Source organism: Chthoniobacterales bacterium (genome assembly GCA_018883245.1).
Taxonomy (GTDB): Bacteria; Verrucomicrobiota; Verrucomicrobiia; order Chthoniobacterales; family JACTMZ01; genus JACTMZ01.
In genome coordinates this window covers 1-16,422 of the sequence record VEQL01000018.1, presented here as the reverse complement: position 1 = coordinate 16,422, position 16,422 = coordinate 1, and the positions used below count along the sequence as shown (strand labels likewise).

The following is a 16,422-nucleotide window of genomic DNA, read 5'->3' as shown; positions in this document are numbered from 1 at the left end:
GCCTCAGGCCTTTTTGGTCGTAGCGATGTAAAGCTCGCGCAGCTGCTTGAAATCAACCGGCGAGGGCGATCCAGTCATCAGCTCGACGCCGCGGTTGTTCTTGGGGAAAGCAATCACATCACGGATCGATTCGGCACCGGCCAGAAGCATGACCAAGCGGTCGAGACCGAGCGCGATACCACCGTGCGGCGGAGTCCCGAAACGGAAGGCTTTGAGCAGATGACCGAACATCGCGGCCTGCTGCTGCTCATCCACGCCGAGAACGGAGAACATCTTGGATTGCAGGTCGGCCTCATGAATACGCACGCTGCCGCCGCCGATTTCGACACCGTTGAGGACAATGTCATAGGCTTCGGCCCGGACCTCCCCGCATTGGCCCGCGTCGAGCAGCGCAAGATCCTCCGCTTTCGGGCGCGTGAACGGATGGTGGACCGCATTCCACTTTTTCTCCTCCTCGCTCCATGCAAGCAGCGGAAAGTCCACGACCCACAGAAAGTCGAGACGGTTTGGGTCGTGCTCGATACCGAGCAAATCGACAACACGCAGGCGCACCCGGCCGAGCACCTCGCAGACCGTTTCCCACTTGTCGGCACCGAAAAGAACCAGGTCGCCCTCCTCGATATTCAGCCGATCCTTGAGCGCAGTTTTTTCGGCATCTGTGAAAAATTTCACGATCGGCGACTTCCACTCGCCGTTTTCACACTTGATGAAAGCGAGGCCTTTGGCCCCGAACTGCTTGGCCATCCCGGTAAGTTCGTCGATCTGACCGGTTGTGATCTTCGCGAGGCCCTTGGCGTTGATCGCGCGGACAACTCCGCCGCCGTCGAGCGCGCCGCGGAAAACTTTGAATTCGCTCTTTGCGAAAATTTCACCGACATCCACGATCTCCTGAGCGTAGCGCGTGTCGGGCTTGTCGCTGCCGAAGCGATCCATCGCCTCCCGGTATGTCAGGCGGGGAAACGGAGTCTTGATCCCGACCGCGCGCGCCTCGCGGAACACGGCAACGAACATCTTCTCGATCAGCGCGAAGATATCATCCGAAGTAATAAAGCTCATCTCGATGTCCGCCTGCGTGAATTCCGGCTGGCGGTCGGCGCGCAAATCTTCGTCGCGGAAGCAGCGGGCGATCTGGAAATATTTTTCTACACCCGCGGCCATGAGCAGCTGCTTGTATTGCTGGGGCGCCTGCGGAAGCGCATAGAATGTCCCCGGGTTCAGACGGCTCGGAACCAGGAAGTCGCGAGCGCCCTCCGGGGTGCTTTTGCTGAGGATGGGTGTTTCGATCTCCCAGAATCCGTCGGCATCGAGCACATCGCGCACGGTTTTGATCACGCGGTGACGAAGGCGCAGGTTTGACGCCATGCCCGGACGGCGCAAATCAAGATAGCGGTGCGCCAACCTGAGGTCTTCATTTGCGATTTGCTCGTCGAGGGGAAACGGCAGGACGTCGGCTTTGTTGAGAACCGTCAGTTCATCGGCCACCAACTCCACCTCGCCGGTGGCAAGTTTGGCGTTCTCGGTGCCTTCCAGCCTTTTGGCCACGATGCCCGAAACCTGAATCACGTCCTCGTCGCGGAGACCGTGCGCGGCGCCGGCCACCCCGGCATTTTCTTCCGGACGGAAGACCACCTGCGTGAGTCCTTCGCGATCGCGAAGATCGACGAAAATCACACCACCGTGATCGCGACGCGATCCGACCCAGCCGGCGAGGGTGGCGCGTTGCCCGATGTCCTTGGTGCGCAAGGCACCGCAATCACAACCGCGAAAATTCATGGCGCGGGAGTCTGGAGGTTTGCGGCCCAATCGGCAAGCGACTCTTGGGACATCGCCACCTCGGTGCGCTCCTTGAGATCTTTGACTTTGACCGATGGCCACTCGTTTCCGACCACCACCGCGACCGCGGCACCCGAGGCATCCGCATCCTTGAATTGCCTGCCAACCTTGTCGGCGACCAGGGGGTAATCCACCGTGCGTCCTGCCGCACGCAGAGTTTGCACGATGCCGAGCGCTTCTGGGCGGCGCGACTCATCGGCCACGATCACAAATATTTCGCATGCCTGCTGCGCGGCGATGGCGGCTTCCATTCTGGATCGCGTGGCCGGCAAATCCTCCAGCAAATCGCCCAACACAACATCGCCAATCCCGAAGCCGATTGCCGGCAGATCGACTTTCTTGTCGCTCAAGTCCGAGAGCAACCGGTCAAACCTTCCGCCCCCCGCGATGGCACGGCGCTCCTGCCGCCGATCGAACACCTCGAACACGAGCCCCGTGTAATACGCCAACCCGCGCACGATCCGCAGATCCAGCTCGCAGAAATCTTCCAGCCCGCGCGACGCCAGATTCTCCCGTAACTTCTCGTAAAAGCCCGGCTTTCCCATGGCGATAAATTCCTCCACCTCGGCCAGCTTGAGACCGAATGCCCCCAGTTTCGCCTCCAACAATTCGCGCGACGCGCGCTCCATTTTGTCGATGACGGATAACGCCTCCCGCGCCTGCATCTCGTCGGCGAGCCCTTTCCCCGCCAGAAATTCCATCCACGCCCGGCGGTCGCTCACCCGCACGACGATGTCCGCCGCCGTCAACCCGAACGCCCGCATCGTCTCGATGAGCAGCGCCAGCATCTCCGCATCCGCCGCCGGCGAACCGTCGCCGATCAAGTCGCAGTTGAGCTGCAGAAACTCCCGCAATCGTCCGCTCTGCTGCTTCTCGTAACGGAAAAACGGCGCGATGCTGAACCACTTGATCGGCTTGCGGAACTCGCGCCCTTTGGCGATGAGCATGCGCGCCAGCGTGGGCGTCATTTCCGGACGCAACGCCACCTCGCGCTCGCCTTTGTCGGTGAAGGAGAAGAGCTGCCCGAGAATTTCACCGCCGCTGTTCTTTTTGCGGTAAAGATCGAGCGATTCCAGCGTCGGTCCGTCGTATTCCAGAAACCCGAACGAACGCGCGACGCGCCTCCACGTGCCGGTGATGTAATTCCGGCGCGCACAATCCGACGGGAAAAAATCCCGGAACCCTGGCAACGAACGCATACGTCCGGGTATCTAAGCACGGAAGGCGATGCCCGGACGAGTTTTCAGTTTGCAGCCGGAACTGCGGCCTCGCCCGCACAAACTAACGATAATTCGTTGGAATTCATCTTGCCCAATACGTGGACTGATTTCCCCTCGGGCTGAAGACTGAAAACTGCTTCACTGAGAACTTTCCACCATGATCCTCGGTTCGCTCACACTGCACGACTTCCGCTGCTTCCAACGCGCCGGGTTCCATCCTTCGCCAGGCCTCAACCTCATTTCCGCACCCAACGCGAGCGGCAAATCTTCGCTGCTTGAGGCCGTCTGCGTTCTCCTGCGCCTGCAATCGCCCCGCGCCGGTGCGCTGGCAGAAACCATCCGCCGCGGCGCACCCGGATTTTCGCTCGAAGGACAGTGCGGCGACCGCAGCCTCACCTTCCATCTGTCGGCCACCGAGGGTCGCCGGCTGCTGCTCGACGGCGTTCCGCAACGCAAATCGGACGAATACCTGCGCGCCGGACTGGTGGCGTTTTTCTCCAACGAGGACATGGAACTCGTGCGCGGCACATCCTCGAAGCGCCGCCGGTTCCTCGATTTTCTCGGATGCCAATGCGATGCGGGATATCTTAAGCACCTGCGCGCCTACGAACGTGCGCTGCGCTCTCGCAACTTCCTGCTCAAAGAGGGCCCGCACCGGGGCCGCGAACTTGTGGCCTACGACGGTCCGCTCATCGAGTCCGGCACCTATCTCGCCGCTACCCGCGAACGGCTCTGCGCCGGATTGGATCCCTTGGTGGCACGCCACGCGGCGACCATCGGGGCACACGGCGAAAAAGCGACTCTGGCTTACATTCGTTCGGGCGGGGACGATTTCGGGGCGGCGCTGGCCGCAAGCTCGGCCGAGGAAAGGCGCCTCCGACAGACCGTTGTCGGACCGCACAGGGACGATGTCTTGCTCGAACTCAACGGAGCTGCGGCCGTCACCTTCGCCAGCGAGGGACAGCAGCGCACGCTCGCTCTCGCGCTGCGCCTCGCGCAGGCAGATTTGATCCGCGAGCGCCGCGGGTCACCGCCGGTTTATCTCCTCGATGATGTCTTCGGTGAACTCGACACCGACCGCCGATGCCGCCTGCTCGGCGCACTCCCCTCGGACGCCCAACGCATCCTCACAACAACAACTTGGCAATGGCTCGATGAAGCTGGCGGAGCAACTGAATGGACTATCAAAGAAGGCTGCGTCAGCGGCGCTTGAGCGGTGCGACAATTCCGGCACTCAAGACGACCCGAATTTCTCTCTGTCTCAAAACGGCATATTCAAAGGCCAACCGGCCTCGCGCATCCCAGAGCTTTCATCGTTGCCAGTTTTGGCCTTGCTCCGCATTTCTGTTATTTCGTTGGCGATTTCACTGACCTCACTTTGGGAAACACCCAGTTCGAGCAAAGCCGCGATCAAATTTTGCCTGAAAGCCTGTTCGGAATAAATGCCATCGAAGAACAAGCTCCTGCGTATCTCTGCAAGTTCGTCTTCGGGAACGATTCCGGACACCCGGGTTGCCGTAGGCACATTGCCAGAGGAAACGGAAACAAGTTCGCGTGCCTTCCACTCCTCAAAGAGGCTTCTGGCAGACCTCTTAACGGCCAAGCTAACCCGCTTGGATGTTGTAATCGGCCTTGGTAGCGGCGGTTGAACTGGTCTGGGGCGCAAGCTGATAACATCGCCTTCGGGAATGGAACCGCTCATATTTCTTTCGTCCTGAGCTGCAGCGGACTTGCTGCCGAGTGCCGCGGGAAGCAGCTGAACTATCTTGGGAAACACCCACTGCAAATAAGCGAGGTAGCCAAAAAGTCCGACAATCGTAAGGAGAATGATTTTCCTCACCGAAGGAGGATCGTTTGCCGAGGCCCCTATTAAAAGAATTTTCCGTTATCGAGACAGCAAGCGCAGAATTCCTTGGGCTTCAGACTTTTGACTCAACCAACGCAAAATAGAAGGCACCGGCACACAGCAGGCAAGGCTCTCGGCCTCACTGCGGGAACACGTCTGGAATTGGAAGTTGCAGAGAGTGGCTCATTTGTCTCCCGCGAGGCAGCGAAGCAGAGTCACTTCGCCAAATTCCGCGGAATGGCCAAACGCAAAACCTTTCTCGAAAGTAAGGCTGCCATGGATGCGCTGCGGGGCAAAGTAGAGAAGTGCGACATCGACTGATGACGACGGCCGTTGATTCAAACATTCTCATTGATCTCATTGGCCACGCAGCAGGGTTCACAGATACTGCCATCGCGGCTCTCGACGAGGCTCGCACCAAGGGGGCAATGATTATTTGCCTCGTGGTGCCAGCGGAAATCGCCAGCTACTTCGCATCGTCGCAGCAACTGGCAGAGACACTCCAGAAAATGTCGATTTGAGTGACAGACTTCAACTTGCGCGATTTGCATAGTGCCGGATATGCCTATGTCGAATACCGCCGTAGAAGCACCAAAACGAAGCCGCGGATGCTCGCGGATTTTGTGGTTGGATCGCACGCGATGCATCATGCCGATGCGCTGTTGGCCCGCGATAACGGTTACTACCGAACGTATTTCCCCCAAGCTGGATGTGATAGACCTCGGGCGTTGATTCAACTGCGCGCGGCTTCCCCCGCCATTGTCACAAGCGCCTGGTAGTGATCCGGGCGGCGGTCGCGGAAGAATCCCCACTGCGCGCGGAGATTGCGGATGGCGTCGAGGTCGAAAGTGCGCACCAGCACCGCTTCATCGGTGCGGCCCGCCTCGGCGACTTTTTTGCCAGTTTCATCGGTGATGAAAGACGAGCCGAAGAAGGTCATCTCCGAATTCCGACCTTCTTCGGTGCCGATGCGGTTCGAGGCAACGAGCGGGACCATGTTCGCGGCAGCATGCCCTTGCATGACGCGCTGCCAATGCTCGGCGGTATCCCAATCGGGATATTGCGGTTCGCTGCCGATGGCCGTGGGGTAGAGAAGCAACTCGGCACCGCCGAGGACCATGCACCGCGCGGTCTCGGGAAACCATTGGTCCCAGCAGATGCCGACGCCGATCTTTCCGAATTTCGTATCCCAAACACGAAACCCGGTGTCGCCGGGGTTGAAATAATATTTCTCCTGATAGCCCGGACCGTCGGGAATGTGCGTCTTTCGGTAAATGCCGAGAAACTCACCGCCCGCGTCGATCATGGCGACGGAATTGAAATAGGCCTGGTTGGCACGCTCGAAAAAGCTGAAGGGCAGGGCAACGTCCAGCTCGCGTGCGAGGGCTTGAAATCTCGCGATACCTTCGTTGCCAACAGCCGGACGAGCCAACTCGAAATACTCCGGCAGTTGGTCCTGGCAAAAATAGGGGGTCTCGAAAAGTTCCTGCACGAGGATGACATTGGCCCCCTGCCCGGCCGCGCGCCTGACCAACGCTTCCGCACGTTCGAGATTTTGGCCGCGGTCCCGGCCGCAGGCCATCTGCGTGGCCGCCACGGTGACATTGCGCATGGCGTGAAATTTCAGGATTTGTCCTTCTTCCGCAAGCGCAGGGTGATGCGCTTCATGCGGGCGTGGTCATCCGGACTCCAGCTCATGATTTCCCCGTCGTCCTTGAACGCCTGATGCACGAGCCAGCGGTCGTAGGCATTGAGCGGTTCGGTCTGCAGCGGCTTGCCGCGCTCTTTGACCAGCCCGGCGATGGCGCGCATTTTCTCGATGAGGCGGTCGTTGCGCATGGCCCGCCGGTGTTCGATATCCACGGTCACGCGTTCGGCCTTGGGATCCCCGGCCTGGATGAGGCGGTTGAGCAGATACTGGATGTCCTCCAGCGTCTCGTCGTTGCGACCGGTCAGGAGATCGGCATCGCTGGTGTAAATCTGAAGGACGAGTCCATGCTCGCCGGGCTGCTCCTCGATCTGCACGGCGAAACCGAGGTAGCCGAGCATGGTGTCGAGGATCTCTTTCGGTGTCATGCGCCGGATTTTCGGCGTTTCCCTTTGCCCGCCTCAAGCGCTTTCTTTTGCGCGACCGATTTCTTTTCCAGAGTCGGGAGCGGTTTGTTGCGGGTCAGATAGAGCTGGACGATGGAAATGAGGTTCTGCGTGGTCCAGTAAAGGGACAGTGCCGAGGCGAAGTTGTAGGCGAAGAGGATGAAGATCACAGGCATGAACATGAACATGCGCTGCTGGGCCGCGTCGCCGGTTTTCGGGGTGATCTGCATCTGCCAGAGCATGGTCGCAGCCATGAGCAGCGGCAGGATGTTTACCGGGAATCCGAGCAGGTGGCCCACGGTATCGGGCTGCGAAAGATCGTGCACCCAGAGGAAGGAACTGTTGCGCAGTTCGATGGCCGTCCCGAGCATCGAATAAAATCCGAAAAAGATCGGGATCTGGATGAGCATGGGCAGGCAACCGCCGAACGGATTGACGCCGTAATCTTTGTAGAGCTTCATCAGCTCCTGGTTCATCTTGGTCGGGTCGTCTTTGTATTTCTCGCGCAGATCGGTCATTTTCGGCGAGAGAGCGGCCATGCGGCGCATCGAGTCGGTCGCTTTGTTCTGCAGCGGCCAAAGAATCGCTTTGATGATGATCGTCAAAACAATGATCGCCGCGGCAAAGTTTCCCAAGACGCCGTGGAGCGCGTTCATGGAATAGAGCAGGATCTCGCTCACCCACTTGAAAATGCCGAAATTCATCACGGCCTGCTCGCCGTGGCCGAGCTTGGCCAAGCGCCCGAGATCCTTCGGCCCGGCGTAAATTTGGAACGTCCAGGATTTGCTCGCACCCGGCGCCAGCTCGAAGCCGGGCAGACCGAGGACACCCTCGATGCCGAACACTTTGTGCTCGGGGTTGCCCGCGTGAAGAAGATCCAAGCGTCGCGCCCAGACCGAGGCACCGGGTTCGCCATCAACGATAGATACGATGGTCGTGAAATACTGGTTCTTCACTGCCGCCCACGCGATTTTGTCGGACTTCTGTTCGTAAAGGCTTTGCGCCGCGCGCAACTGGATGCCGACGAGCGGAATCGCGCTGGCATTGAACCAATTCACGTCGGTGAAAGTCGCCTTGCCCTCGCGATACCAATCGAACCCCGTGTAAAGGGTCATGTCGCGGTAATGCACTGGCACGGCACCACCCGTGGCGATATGCAATCCTCCGCTGCTCACCGGACTATCCCCGGGATTGGCGATCTCCAATTCGAGATTCACGACATAGTTGCCTTGACCACCGTCGGATTGGTCCACGGTGAAAACTTTGCGAACGCGCAAGCCATCGGGGGATGTTCGCGAAAAGACCGCCTGTCCCGGCGCAGATGAGGGCTCGCGCACGAAGCCCCCGAGCACCGATCCGGGAGTCTCGGCCAAGGCGCCGACGGGCATGGCTTGGGGAATGTTGAGATTCACATTGGCGCCGTTTTCTCCGAGATGGCCGAGCAGATTGACCTGCGAAATGCCACCCGCATCGCTCACGAAGACGAAATCGGCAAGCCCGGTGGATATTTTGAATTCCTCGCGCGGGACGGTCGAAGCAGCCGCGCCCTCCGCGGGGGCGGCCGGCTGCGCGGGCTGCGCCAGCACAGGCGTGGCGGACGGAGCGGGTGTGGCCGGTGCGGTTTTCTCCGCTTGCGCCTTCGCTTTGGCTACGGCGACCTGCTCGGGAGTCGGAGAGTAATATTTGACGTAAGCCCATTGCCACAGCCCGAGGGCCGCGACACAGGCGATGACGGCAATCCAGGCCTTGCGGTCCATCACCGTGCACCCTCCCAATCGACGCGGCTCACGGCCGGCGGCACGGGATCACAACCGCAACCGCCCCACGGGTGACAACGCGCGACGCGTTTGACACCGAACCAAGTTCCGCGGACCGCCCCGTGCGTCTCCACGGCCTCGAGAAAATAGCGCGAACAACTAGGCTCGAACCGGCATCCCGAACCGGGCCCGCCCAGCCACACGAGGAAAGGCGACAACGTCCACTGGTAAATGCGGACAACGATGCGAATCACGGTCTTCATCATTTGAAAGCCCGCGCGCGGCCGGCCAGGGCCAGCCACTCGTCGCGCAGAGCTTGGAAAGGCGCGACAACCGCCGCGCGCCGGGGCACGGCGACCATCATCAGTCCGTCCGCCAAACTCGGCCGGTGAACGCGGAAAATTTCCCGCAAACGCCGCCGCAACTTGGTGCGCTCCACCGCACCGCCCGTCCGGCGCGATGTCACCACGCCGAATCGCGCGGGCGATTTCGTCCCGCTCGCGAGGCAGCCGAGAACCATGAGACGGCCATGCCAAGAGCGCCCTTTCTCGCGCACGTCGGCAAACTCGGATCGGCGCGACAGCCGGGCGGATTTCGGCAGGCTGAGCGAACTCATCGAGCCGGAGAAATGGAAGATTGCTCCGGTCAAGCGCCGGTGTGCCGCGCGTAGTGCACTTCGACACCCTTGGGCAGGAGGCGTTTGCGGCCGCGCTGACGGCGTCGGGAAAGGGTGGCTCGGCCGCCCTTGGTCTTCATGCGAGAACGGAAGCCGTGCTGGCGTTTGCGCGTGCGCTTGGAAGGTTGGTAAGTTCTTTTCATGGGACAAAATTGACTGCCGGCGGCGCGACAGACCGTGCAGCATGGCCGGATACCCGTATAATGTCAAACAAACCCCTCCGTTCACCCGCCATGACCCGCCGATTCCTTCTGTTGGACGCCCATAACATGATCTTCGCCGACGCGGAGTTGTCCGCCCTCCACCGGCGCCATCCCGCTGCCGCGCGCGAACGCTTGATCCGCATCTTCCAGCGGCATCAGGACGCGTCCGGCACGCGGGTGGTGATCGTTTTCGATGGAAGCCGCGCCTCGCGCCCGTCGGAGATCGGCACCGACACCGCCGGGGTCCAAGTGATCTATGCTCCGTCGGGACAAAGCGCCGACACCGTGATCGAACGCCTGGCCTTGAAATATGCATCCACGCACGCGCTCACCGTGGCAACGAACGACCATCTCGTTCGCACCGCAGCGGCGGCGGCAGGCGCGGAATCGATCGACCTCGAGACCCTGCGCGGCGAAATCGAGCAATCCGCAAAAGAACTTGATCAGACATTGGACCGTCTGAAACGGTCCAAATGAAAAGCGCTCACGGCGTCGTGGTAAAAATATCCCACGTTCCGCCACTGCCCTGCTCCCAAGGCACGATCCATTTGTAGATCGTGTGCGAGGCGAAACCGTCGAATTTGCCGCGCTCCACCAGCACCGGCTTTGCGTCGCCCATGGCAAAATCGAACGCGATGATCCGTGCGCCGCGCTTGAGCTTGCTCAGTTGCGGCATGAGACGTTCGTTCAGCGCGGGCAAAAGATAAAGAAACACCACGTCCGCATCGGAGAAGTCGGATTTGAAAATGTCCTCCTGGCGGATCTCCACCAGTTTTTCCACCCCCGCCGTCCGCGCATTCTCGCGCGAAGCGCGCACGCAACCAGGGTCGATCTCGATGCCCGTTGCGCGGACTCCGTGCCGACGGGCCGCCGCAATGACAATTCGTCCGTCGCCGCAGCCCAAGTCGTAAACCTTGTCGCCAGGCTTGATGTCCGCCAGCTCGACCATTCTCTCGACGGCCGCCTGCGGTGTGGGAACAAAACCGATGTCGGGCCTGCGCCCAGTTGCGCCGTCCTCCTCGGCCGCCAACCCGGCGCACAAAACAGCAGACAGCAGAACTGCGACCAGCCAGTGCTTTTTCATGCTCCGGCCGCACGCTCGCGGTTGAGCCATACCTTGCAGGCACCTTTCATCCGGGTGAGGATGTAATAGACCGTCTGGCTCCGCTGGCGCACCAGCTGCGCACCGACAATCTTCGGCACGAAATCCGCCGGCACTTCCATGACCTCATCGATCGACGCGCCCTCGAAACCCTTGCACAGGATCGCCGTCATCGCGCGCGTGAGCGTCTGCACCTGCGGGCCGAGCGTGATGCGAAAACGCACGCGACGATGTTCGTCCACCGCGAGAAAAACACCCACCGTGTCGGTGCACTCCTCGTCCTTGCGAACATCCTCGAGGCCGAACTTCTCGCCCTCGCGCGGAGCCTGGGCCGCGGCTTGCTCGGCATAGGCAATGAGCGTCTCGCGCTTTTCTTCGTCGGGCAGCACTTCGAAAAGGCCTATGATCTCGCGCAGCTTGGCGGGGTATGACATCTGCACATTCAACGTCCATGCACGCCGCCATGGCGAGACCGGAGATCGCGTCCGCTTGAGAAAACACACGCCGTTGGCCTAAAAGGAATTCATGCGCACGCTGGCGAAAATGACCATGGCCGCCTGCGTTCTCCCCGCTGCTTGGGCGGGTGGACAGGAGCCTTTTGCTCCCAGACCTTTTCACCTCGCACCCGAGGCGGGCCCCGAGACCCCGCTCGCTGAACGCCACCTTGGCGAGCCCCTTCCCCCGGATCCGGCGCGCGAAGCATGGGAAGCGGAACTGGCTCTCGTGGACAAGCCGCAGGATGACGAGAGCGCTCGAACGGCGATCATCCGCGAACTGTTCGAAGCAGTGGCCGACCGAAACGACGTCAAAGTGAAGCAACTTCTTGCCGCCGGTGCGCCAGTCGATGCCGAACTCCCGCTGCCTGCACCGAAAGAATTCGTCACCCGTTTCAGGAGCAACCACCTCTACTACTTTGTCACCGTCGAACGCGGACTTACCCCGCTGATGCTCGCCGCTGGCATGGGCCGGAAAGAAACGGTTGCGCTCCTGCTCGAAAATGGCGCCTCGCCGAACGCCCGAACCAAAAAACACAGAACCTTCCCGCTTTGGCTAGCCGCCAAAGGCAAACATACCGCTGCCGTGCAAATGCTGCTTGGGGTCAAGCCCGACTCCGAAGCCGCAAGATCTCTGCTCGAAGTCGACCTCGCCGCGCAAACCGCCCGCCTCTCGGTGGATGGCACGCCCGCGGCACCCGTCCCGATTTCTTCCGGCAGGCCGTCATTCCCGACACCTCGCGGAGAGTTTGTCATAACCGACAAGCACCGGAAGTGGCGCTCGACAATTTATCCGGCCGACATGCCGTTTTTCATGCGCCTGTCATGCGGCGACTTCGGGTTGCACGCGGGCTATCTCCCGGGATACCCCGCATCCCATGGCTGCATCCGGCTCAATCAAGAGGACGCGGAAAACTTTTTCAAAACCGTCCCGATCGGCACCCGCGTGCTGATCAAATAGCCACTTACGGTCGCATGACCTTTAGACGCAGGTAGCGCTGGCCAGCAGGCGCCTGATCCATGGGCTGGGGATCGGTGACGATCACTGTCTCGAAGTCGTTCGTTCCGCCGGTATAAGCATTTGTTGTGCTGGTCCAAATGTTTGTCCAGCTGCTAGTCATCGTGTTCGCCGCTTCGACGTTGAATTTGACATCGGTGGCAAACCGCGAGCGACGGAAGGTGATGGACATATTGTTCGAACCTTTGCTTGCCGAGGGCAGATCAGCCGGAGCAGCCGTCAACGGGTTGAGACCCATTGCGTAGGCCGCGAGGTTTGCAACAGCCAGTGGCCCGTTGCGGTCGGTCGGACCGCGGCGGTCGGCTGGTAGCGATTGCAACACACTCCACGTATCGAATCCACCCGCGGCGCGCACTGTCAGCTTGAAACTCGTGCTGGCCGATGCAGCGCCATCGCTCACGGTCAGGGTGATGTTCGCATCTCCGCTTTGCACGTAGGCGGGGGTGACGGTCACGGTGCGGCTAGCTCCACTACCGCCAAGTTCGATATTCTCATTCGGCACTAGAATCTGGTTATCGCTCGCGGCTGTGACCACAAGTTGATCGGCTGCGGTTTCGGCATCACCCACCGTGAACTCAATCGCAGATGACGCCACGCTCTCGTCGGTTATCTGGTCGGCGATGAATCCGATTATCGGCAAACCGTTCACGGGGGAGACTGTGACCGTGAACGCGTCGGTGACCGTGCGGTCGCCGTCGCTAACGGTCACGGTGATCGTCGCTGTGCCGTTTTGGTTGGCTGCCGGAGTGACGGCGATGGTGTGGTCCGAGCCGCTTCCGAGGAGAGTTATGTTCCCGTCGGGAATGAGCATCTTGTCACTGCTGACGGCCGTGACAACGAGCGCCCCCGGTGTTTCCACATCGCCCACGATAAACGCAATCGGGCCGGTGCCGGTGTTTTCGCTTACTGTTTGGTCAGGAATATTGCTGATCGCCGGCGCATCATTGAGTCCGGTGCCGGCAAAATTCACGGTGAAGGGGTTTTCGTCCGGATCGTTGCTCGCAAGGCTCGCGGAAGCGCTGCGCGCTCCCTGTCCCGCGGGATTGAGAGTCACCTGGAACGTTGTCTTCTCGCCCGTCGCGAGAGTCGTCGCACCGAGAGAGCCGAGGTCGAAATCCGCACCGTTCGATCCGGACTTGGCCAACGCCAAGCCGCTTAGCGGGCCCGCGCCGTCGTTGCGCACCACGTAAGTCAGCGTGCTGCCGGGCGCAGCCACGCGCACCGTTCCGAAATCAAAGACGGGTGTCCCAGCGGCCAATGCCGGAACAAACCGCTCGAGGTTGGCGAAACGGAAGTTTTGGCCGGGGCCCTGCGCGGTCGAGTAAAAGTCCACGCGATCGATAGACATCGTGCCGGATGTAGACGTCCAATTCGTTCCGCTGAGAACCTGCGCCCCGCTGGTCAATTTTATGTTATAACCGTTGCCCGAATTGCGCGTGAACACGACATAAAGCGGCGTTCCCGAAGCTTGCGAGATGCTGTTCCCGAAAAAAGATCCTCCGTCGTTCAGCTGCCAAGATGTGGACGTGCTCGGAGCAAGCCGCAGGGTCAGCCTCAGTGCGCCACCGGAATACAATTTTATGCCCACCTCGCCGCCGCTGTTCACGGTGGTATAGCCGAGTTGAACTGAAAACGTCTCACCGACAGCCATGGGCGTGCTGAATGAGCGCGAGGCCGTATAGCCGTTGCCACTGCCTCCACCCGAATAAATCGCAAAAGACTTGAGTCCGTTTGTAGCCGTATCGAGGTAGTTCCAACCGGATCCCGTCGCAATCCCGCTCCAGCTTCCATAGCCATATCCGCCGTTGAGACCTATAAAACCGTTTGTGTAAACGGAATTTATAGCGGAGTCCGATCCCCTCGATTGCTCGATGGTGATGTCCGGCGGCTGGTTAACCGTGATCACGAATGTATCGCTGGTTGTCAGCGTTCCATCGCTTACCGTGACGGTGATCGTGGCGCTGCCTGTCTGATTGGCGGCCGGCGTGACAGTGACAGTCCTGCTCGCATCGCTTCCGACGAAGACGATGTTGGCTTTCGGAACAAGCGTGTGGTTGTCGCTACTGCCTGTGAGTGTCAGGGAGGATGCCTCTGTGTCGGCATCGCTCACTGTGAAGCCGATCGCACCCGTGTTTGAGTTCACGAATACGGTGCGGTCGGCGATGTCGCTGATCGTCGGGACTTGGTTGCCCTGCGTGACCGTGAGAATAAAACTGGTGCTCGTCGTTGCTGATCCGTCACTCACATTCACCGCGACTTTGGCTGTCCCGGTTTGACCGGTGGCGGGGGTCACGGTGACGGTCCTGTTCGCACCGCTGCCTTCGAAGACGAGATTCGCGTCCGGAACAAGCGTGTGGTTGTCGCTGCTGCCTGTGACCGTGAGTGAAGCTGCTGCCGTTTCGACATCGCTGATGGTGAATGCAATCGCGGCGGTGGAAGTGTTCATGGCAATGCCCTGATTACCGATGGCGCTGATGGTCGGGGGATCATTGACCGCGTTGACCGTCAGATTAAAGCTGCTGACCGCCGCCGCTTGCCCGTCGCTCACAGTCACGGTGATCATGGCTGTGCCGTTCGCGTTTGCCGCGGGTGTGACGGTCACGGTGCGGTCGGATCCGCCCCCGCCTATTGCGATGTTGGCATCGGGCACCACCGCCGCGTTGCTGCTTGTTGCGCTGACAGTCAACCCGGTCACCGCCGTTTCCGTATCGCCCACCATGAACGCAATCGCCCCGATCGCTGTGTCTTCATCGGTGGTTTGGTCGGCAATGGCGCTGATGGTCGGGGGTGCATTGACTGTGAGAACAAAGTTGGAGGATGTGCTCAATTCACCGTCGCTCACTGTGAGTGTAATCGTCGTTGTGCCGTTTTGGCCCGCCAAAGGCGTGATGGTCACACTGCTGTAGGCACCGCTGCCGCTTATCGAAATATTGGCATCGGGCACCAGCGCTTGATTGCTGCTGGAGGCGGTGACGACGAGCGATGCAACGGGCGTATCCACATCATCCACAGAGAACTTAATGGCGGGAGTCGCCGTGCCGGCCGTGATCGTCTGGTTTGCAATGTTGCTGATCGTCGGCGGGTCATTGACCGCATTGACCGTCAGCAAAAATCTGGTGCTCGTCATCGCATTTCCATCGCTGACGTTGATCGTGATTGTGGCTGTTCCATTGGCGTTCCCAGCAGGCGTAACGGTGACAGTGCGGTTGGTCCCACTTCCGCCGATGACGATATTGGCATCCGGCACAAGCATCTGGTTGCTGCTTGTTGCGGTGACTGCGAGCGATCCCGTTGCCGTTTCCGCATCGCCCACGGTGAAAGCGAGTGCTCCGGTTCCCGCATTCTCATTGATCGTTAGAGCAGAGATGCCAGTGACGGTCGGCGGAGCGTTCACCGTAAGAACGAAAGTGTCGGAAGCGGTAAGCGTGCCGTCGCCGACGAACACGGTGATGATAGCCGTGCCGGTCTTGCCAGTGGCGGGCGTGATGGTGACGGTGCGGTTGGCCTCGCTGCCGCCGAAGGAAATATTCGTGTTGGGAACAAGGGATGTGTTGCTGCTGCTGCCCGTCACAGTGAGCGATCCGGCCGCGGTTTCGATGTCGCCCACCGTGAAAGCAATCGCCCCTGTCGCCGTGTCCTGGTTGATACTCTGGTCGGGAATGTTGCCGATTGTCGGCGCAGCATTGGCACCCGTGTAAAACACGGCATCCGCTCCCGCGGTTTGGCCGATGCTGTTCTGCGCCATCGCACGGTAGTGATAAGTCGTGTTGGCAACCAATCCACCGAGGCTTCCAGTCACTGCGGCCGGCGAAGTCCCACCTCCTGCGGAAGCAGCCGATACGATCTGCAGACCGTCGAGGATCATGTGGTGGTTCCCGGTCCCCGGGTTGTTGCCGTTGATATATCCGAGGGCGGTCATGCTCACGCTCGCGCCGGACAGTTTGAGCGTTCCCAACGTGGTTTTGTATGTGGCATCCGCACGGAATTTGGCAGCACAGATGTAGGTTCCCGCCTTGGTGTCGAAGTCGATGCGGACATCAATGATCGCACCACGAATTTCGGCCCCGAGATCGAGATTCTTCTGACCCGACGCATCAGTCACCAATAATGCGGTGTTCCCGCCCACACCTCCGCTAGCCGGAGCCATTCCCACCGACAGCAGTTCATTGGCACCGAAGG

Annotated in this window: 16 protein-coding genes; 4 read left to right on the top strand and 12 right to left on the bottom strand. The window is 60.3% G+C overall.

The window, feature by feature from the left end:
• Window positions 1-3 precede the first annotated feature (3 nt).
• On the bottom strand, window positions 4-1,773 hold the full coding sequence (aspS, locus tag FGM15_07725; GenBank protein MBU3665749.1) for an aspartate--tRNA ligase: 1,770 nt from the start codon (window positions 1,771-1,773) through the stop codon (window positions 4-6).
• Window positions 1,770-3,032 (bottom strand): histidine--tRNA ligase, encoded by a 1,263-nt coding sequence (gene hisS, locus FGM15_07720; GenBank protein ID MBU3665748.1) that lies wholly within the window; start codon window positions 3,030-3,032, stop codon window positions 1,770-1,772. The genes aspS and hisS overlap by 4 nt, the downstream gene beginning before the upstream one ends.
• A gap of 178 nt (window positions 3,033-3,210) precedes the next feature.
• Here hisS and recF point away from each other — a divergent pair, with 178 nt between their 5' ends.
• Window positions 3,211-4,266 carry a DNA replication and repair protein RecF gene (recF, locus tag FGM15_07715; protein MBU3665747.1) on the top strand — a complete coding sequence of 352 codons (1,056 nt, stop codon included), beginning with the start codon at window positions 3,211-3,213 and terminating at the stop codon, window positions 4,264-4,266.
• A gap of 48 nt (window positions 4,267-4,314) precedes the next feature.
• On the opposite strand, the gene FGM15_07710 is transcribed toward recF, so the two are convergent.
• Window positions 4,315-4,893 (bottom strand): hypothetical protein, encoded by a 579-nt coding sequence (locus FGM15_07710; protein MBU3665746.1) that lies wholly within the window; start codon window positions 4,891-4,893, stop codon window positions 4,315-4,317.
• Between the two features lie 326 nt (window positions 4,894-5,219).
• Here FGM15_07710 and FGM15_07705 point away from each other — a divergent pair, with 326 nt between their 5' ends.
• Window positions 5,220-5,420, top strand: coding sequence for a hypothetical protein (locus tag FGM15_07705; GenBank protein ID MBU3665745.1), 201 nt, complete (start codon window positions 5,220-5,222; stop codon window positions 5,418-5,420).
• 212 nt (window positions 5,421-5,632) lie between these two features.
• Here the strand turns inward: FGM15_07705 and aguB are convergent, their stop codons facing one another.
• From aguB to FGM15_07675, 6 genes are read right to left on the bottom strand one after another with little or no spacing between them, the layout of a single operon-like run.
• Window positions 5,633-6,511, bottom strand: a complete 879-nt coding sequence (gene aguB / locus FGM15_07700; protein MBU3665744.1) for an N-carbamoylputrescine amidase — start codon at window positions 6,509-6,511, stop codon at window positions 5,633-5,635.
• Window positions 6,512-6,522: 11 nt separating this feature from the next.
• Window positions 6,523-6,975, bottom strand: a complete 453-nt coding sequence (locus FGM15_07695; GenBank protein MBU3665743.1) for a single-stranded DNA-binding protein — start codon at window positions 6,973-6,975, stop codon at window positions 6,523-6,525.
• Window positions 6,972-8,750, bottom strand: coding sequence for a membrane protein insertase YidC (gene yidC / locus FGM15_07690; GenBank protein ID MBU3665742.1), 1,779 nt, complete (start codon window positions 8,748-8,750; stop codon window positions 6,972-6,974). The genes FGM15_07695 and yidC overlap by 4 nt, the downstream gene beginning before the upstream one ends.
• Complete coding sequence (yidD, locus tag FGM15_07685) at window positions 8,750-9,013, bottom strand: membrane protein insertion efficiency factor YidD (protein ID MBU3665741.1); 264 nt, start codon at window positions 9,011-9,013, stop codon at window positions 8,750-8,752. Before yidD ends, yidC begins: the two co-directional genes overlap by 1 nt.
• Window positions 9,013-9,366 carry a ribonuclease P protein component gene (gene rnpA / locus FGM15_07680; protein MBU3665740.1) on the bottom strand — a complete coding sequence of 118 codons (354 nt, stop codon included), beginning with the start codon at window positions 9,364-9,366 and terminating at the stop codon, window positions 9,013-9,015. The genes yidD and rnpA overlap by 1 nt, the downstream gene beginning before the upstream one ends.
• Window positions 9,367-9,395: 29 nt before the next feature.
• On the bottom strand, window positions 9,396-9,569 hold the full coding sequence (locus FGM15_07675; protein MBU3665739.1) for a 50S ribosomal protein L34: 174 nt from the start codon (window positions 9,567-9,569) through the stop codon (window positions 9,396-9,398).
• 60 nt (window positions 9,570-9,629) lie between these two features.
• On the opposite strand from FGM15_07675, the gene FGM15_07670 reads away from it, so the two are divergent.
• Window positions 9,630-10,106: an NYN domain-containing protein gene (locus FGM15_07670; protein ID MBU3665738.1), complete on the top strand. Its 477-nt coding sequence runs from the start codon at window positions 9,630-9,632 to the stop codon at window positions 10,104-10,106.
• A 7-nt stretch (window positions 10,107-10,113) separates the two neighbouring features.
• Here FGM15_07670 and FGM15_07665 read toward each other — a convergent pair whose 3' ends face one another.
• Together FGM15_07665 and FGM15_07660 are read right to left on the bottom strand one after the other, a co-directional pair.
• Window positions 10,114-10,713 carry a methyltransferase domain-containing protein gene (locus tag FGM15_07665; protein MBU3665737.1) on the bottom strand — a complete coding sequence of 200 codons (600 nt, stop codon included), beginning with the start codon at window positions 10,711-10,713 and terminating at the stop codon, window positions 10,114-10,116.
• Window positions 10,710-11,165 (bottom strand): SufE family protein, encoded by a 456-nt coding sequence (locus tag FGM15_07660; GenBank protein MBU3665736.1) that lies wholly within the window; start codon window positions 11,163-11,165, stop codon window positions 10,710-10,712. Before FGM15_07660 ends, FGM15_07665 begins: the two co-directional genes overlap by 4 nt.
• A gap of 652 nt (window positions 11,166-11,817) precedes the next feature.
• Between FGM15_07660 and FGM15_07655 the strand changes: the two genes are divergently transcribed.
• The gene (locus FGM15_07655; GenBank protein ID MBU3665735.1) at window positions 11,818-12,186 is read left to right on the top strand and encodes a L,D-transpeptidase; all 369 of its coding nucleotides are present in this window, start codon (window positions 11,818-11,820) and stop codon (window positions 12,184-12,186) included.
• A gap of 4 nt (window positions 12,187-12,190) precedes the next feature.
• Here the strand turns inward: FGM15_07655 and FGM15_07650 are convergent.
• On the bottom strand, window positions 12,191-16,422 hold a 4,232-nt coding region (locus FGM15_07650), incomplete at its 5' end, for a tandem-95 repeat protein (protein ID MBU3665734.1).

Bases quoted from the DNA above. Each gene is read 5' to 3' on its own strand.
- aspS (MBU3665749.1), bottom strand. From the start codon at position 1,773: ATGAATTTTCGCGGTTGTGATTGCGGTGCCTTGCGCACCAAGGACATC.
- hisS (MBU3665748.1), bottom strand. From the start codon at position 3,032: ATGCGTTCGTTGCCAGGGTTCCGGGATTTTTTCCCGTCGGATTGTGCG.
- recF (MBU3665747.1), top strand. From the start codon at position 3,211: ATGATCCTCGGTTCGCTCACACTGCACGACTTCCGCTGCTTCCAACGC.
- FGM15_07705 (MBU3665745.1), top strand. From the start codon at position 5,220: ATGACGACGGCCGTTGATTCAAACATTCTCATTGATCTCATTGGCCAC.
- aguB (MBU3665744.1), bottom strand. From the start codon at position 6,511: ATGCGCAATGTCACCGTGGCGGCCACGCAGATGGCCTGCGGCCGGGAC.
- FGM15_07695 (MBU3665743.1), bottom strand. From the start codon at position 6,975: ATGACACCGAAAGAGATCCTCGACACCATGCTCGGCTACCTCGGTTTC.
- yidC (MBU3665742.1), bottom strand. From the start codon at position 8,750: ATGGACCGCAAGGCCTGGATTGCCGTCATCGCCTGTGTCGCGGCCCTC.
- yidD (MBU3665741.1), bottom strand. From the start codon at position 9,013: ATGAAGACCGTGATTCGCATCGTTGTCCGCATTTACCAGTGGACGTTG.
- rnpA (MBU3665740.1), bottom strand. From the start codon at position 9,366: ATGAGTTCGCTCAGCCTGCCGAAATCCGCCCGGCTGTCGCGCCGATCC.
- FGM15_07675 (MBU3665739.1), bottom strand. From the start codon at position 9,569: ATGAAAAGAACTTACCAACCTTCCAAGCGCACGCGCAAACGCCAGCAC.
- FGM15_07670 (MBU3665738.1), top strand. From the start codon at position 9,630: ATGTCAAACAAACCCCTCCGTTCACCCGCCATGACCCGCCGATTCCTT.
- FGM15_07665 (MBU3665737.1), bottom strand. From the start codon at position 10,713: ATGAAAAAGCACTGGCTGGTCGCAGTTCTGCTGTCTGCTGTTTTGTGC.
- FGM15_07660 (MBU3665736.1), bottom strand. From the start codon at position 11,165: ATGTCATACCCCGCCAAGCTGCGCGAGATCATAGGCCTTTTCGAAGTG.
- FGM15_07655 (MBU3665735.1), top strand. From the start codon at position 11,818: ATGCTGCTTGGGGTCAAGCCCGACTCCGAAGCCGCAAGATCTCTGCTC.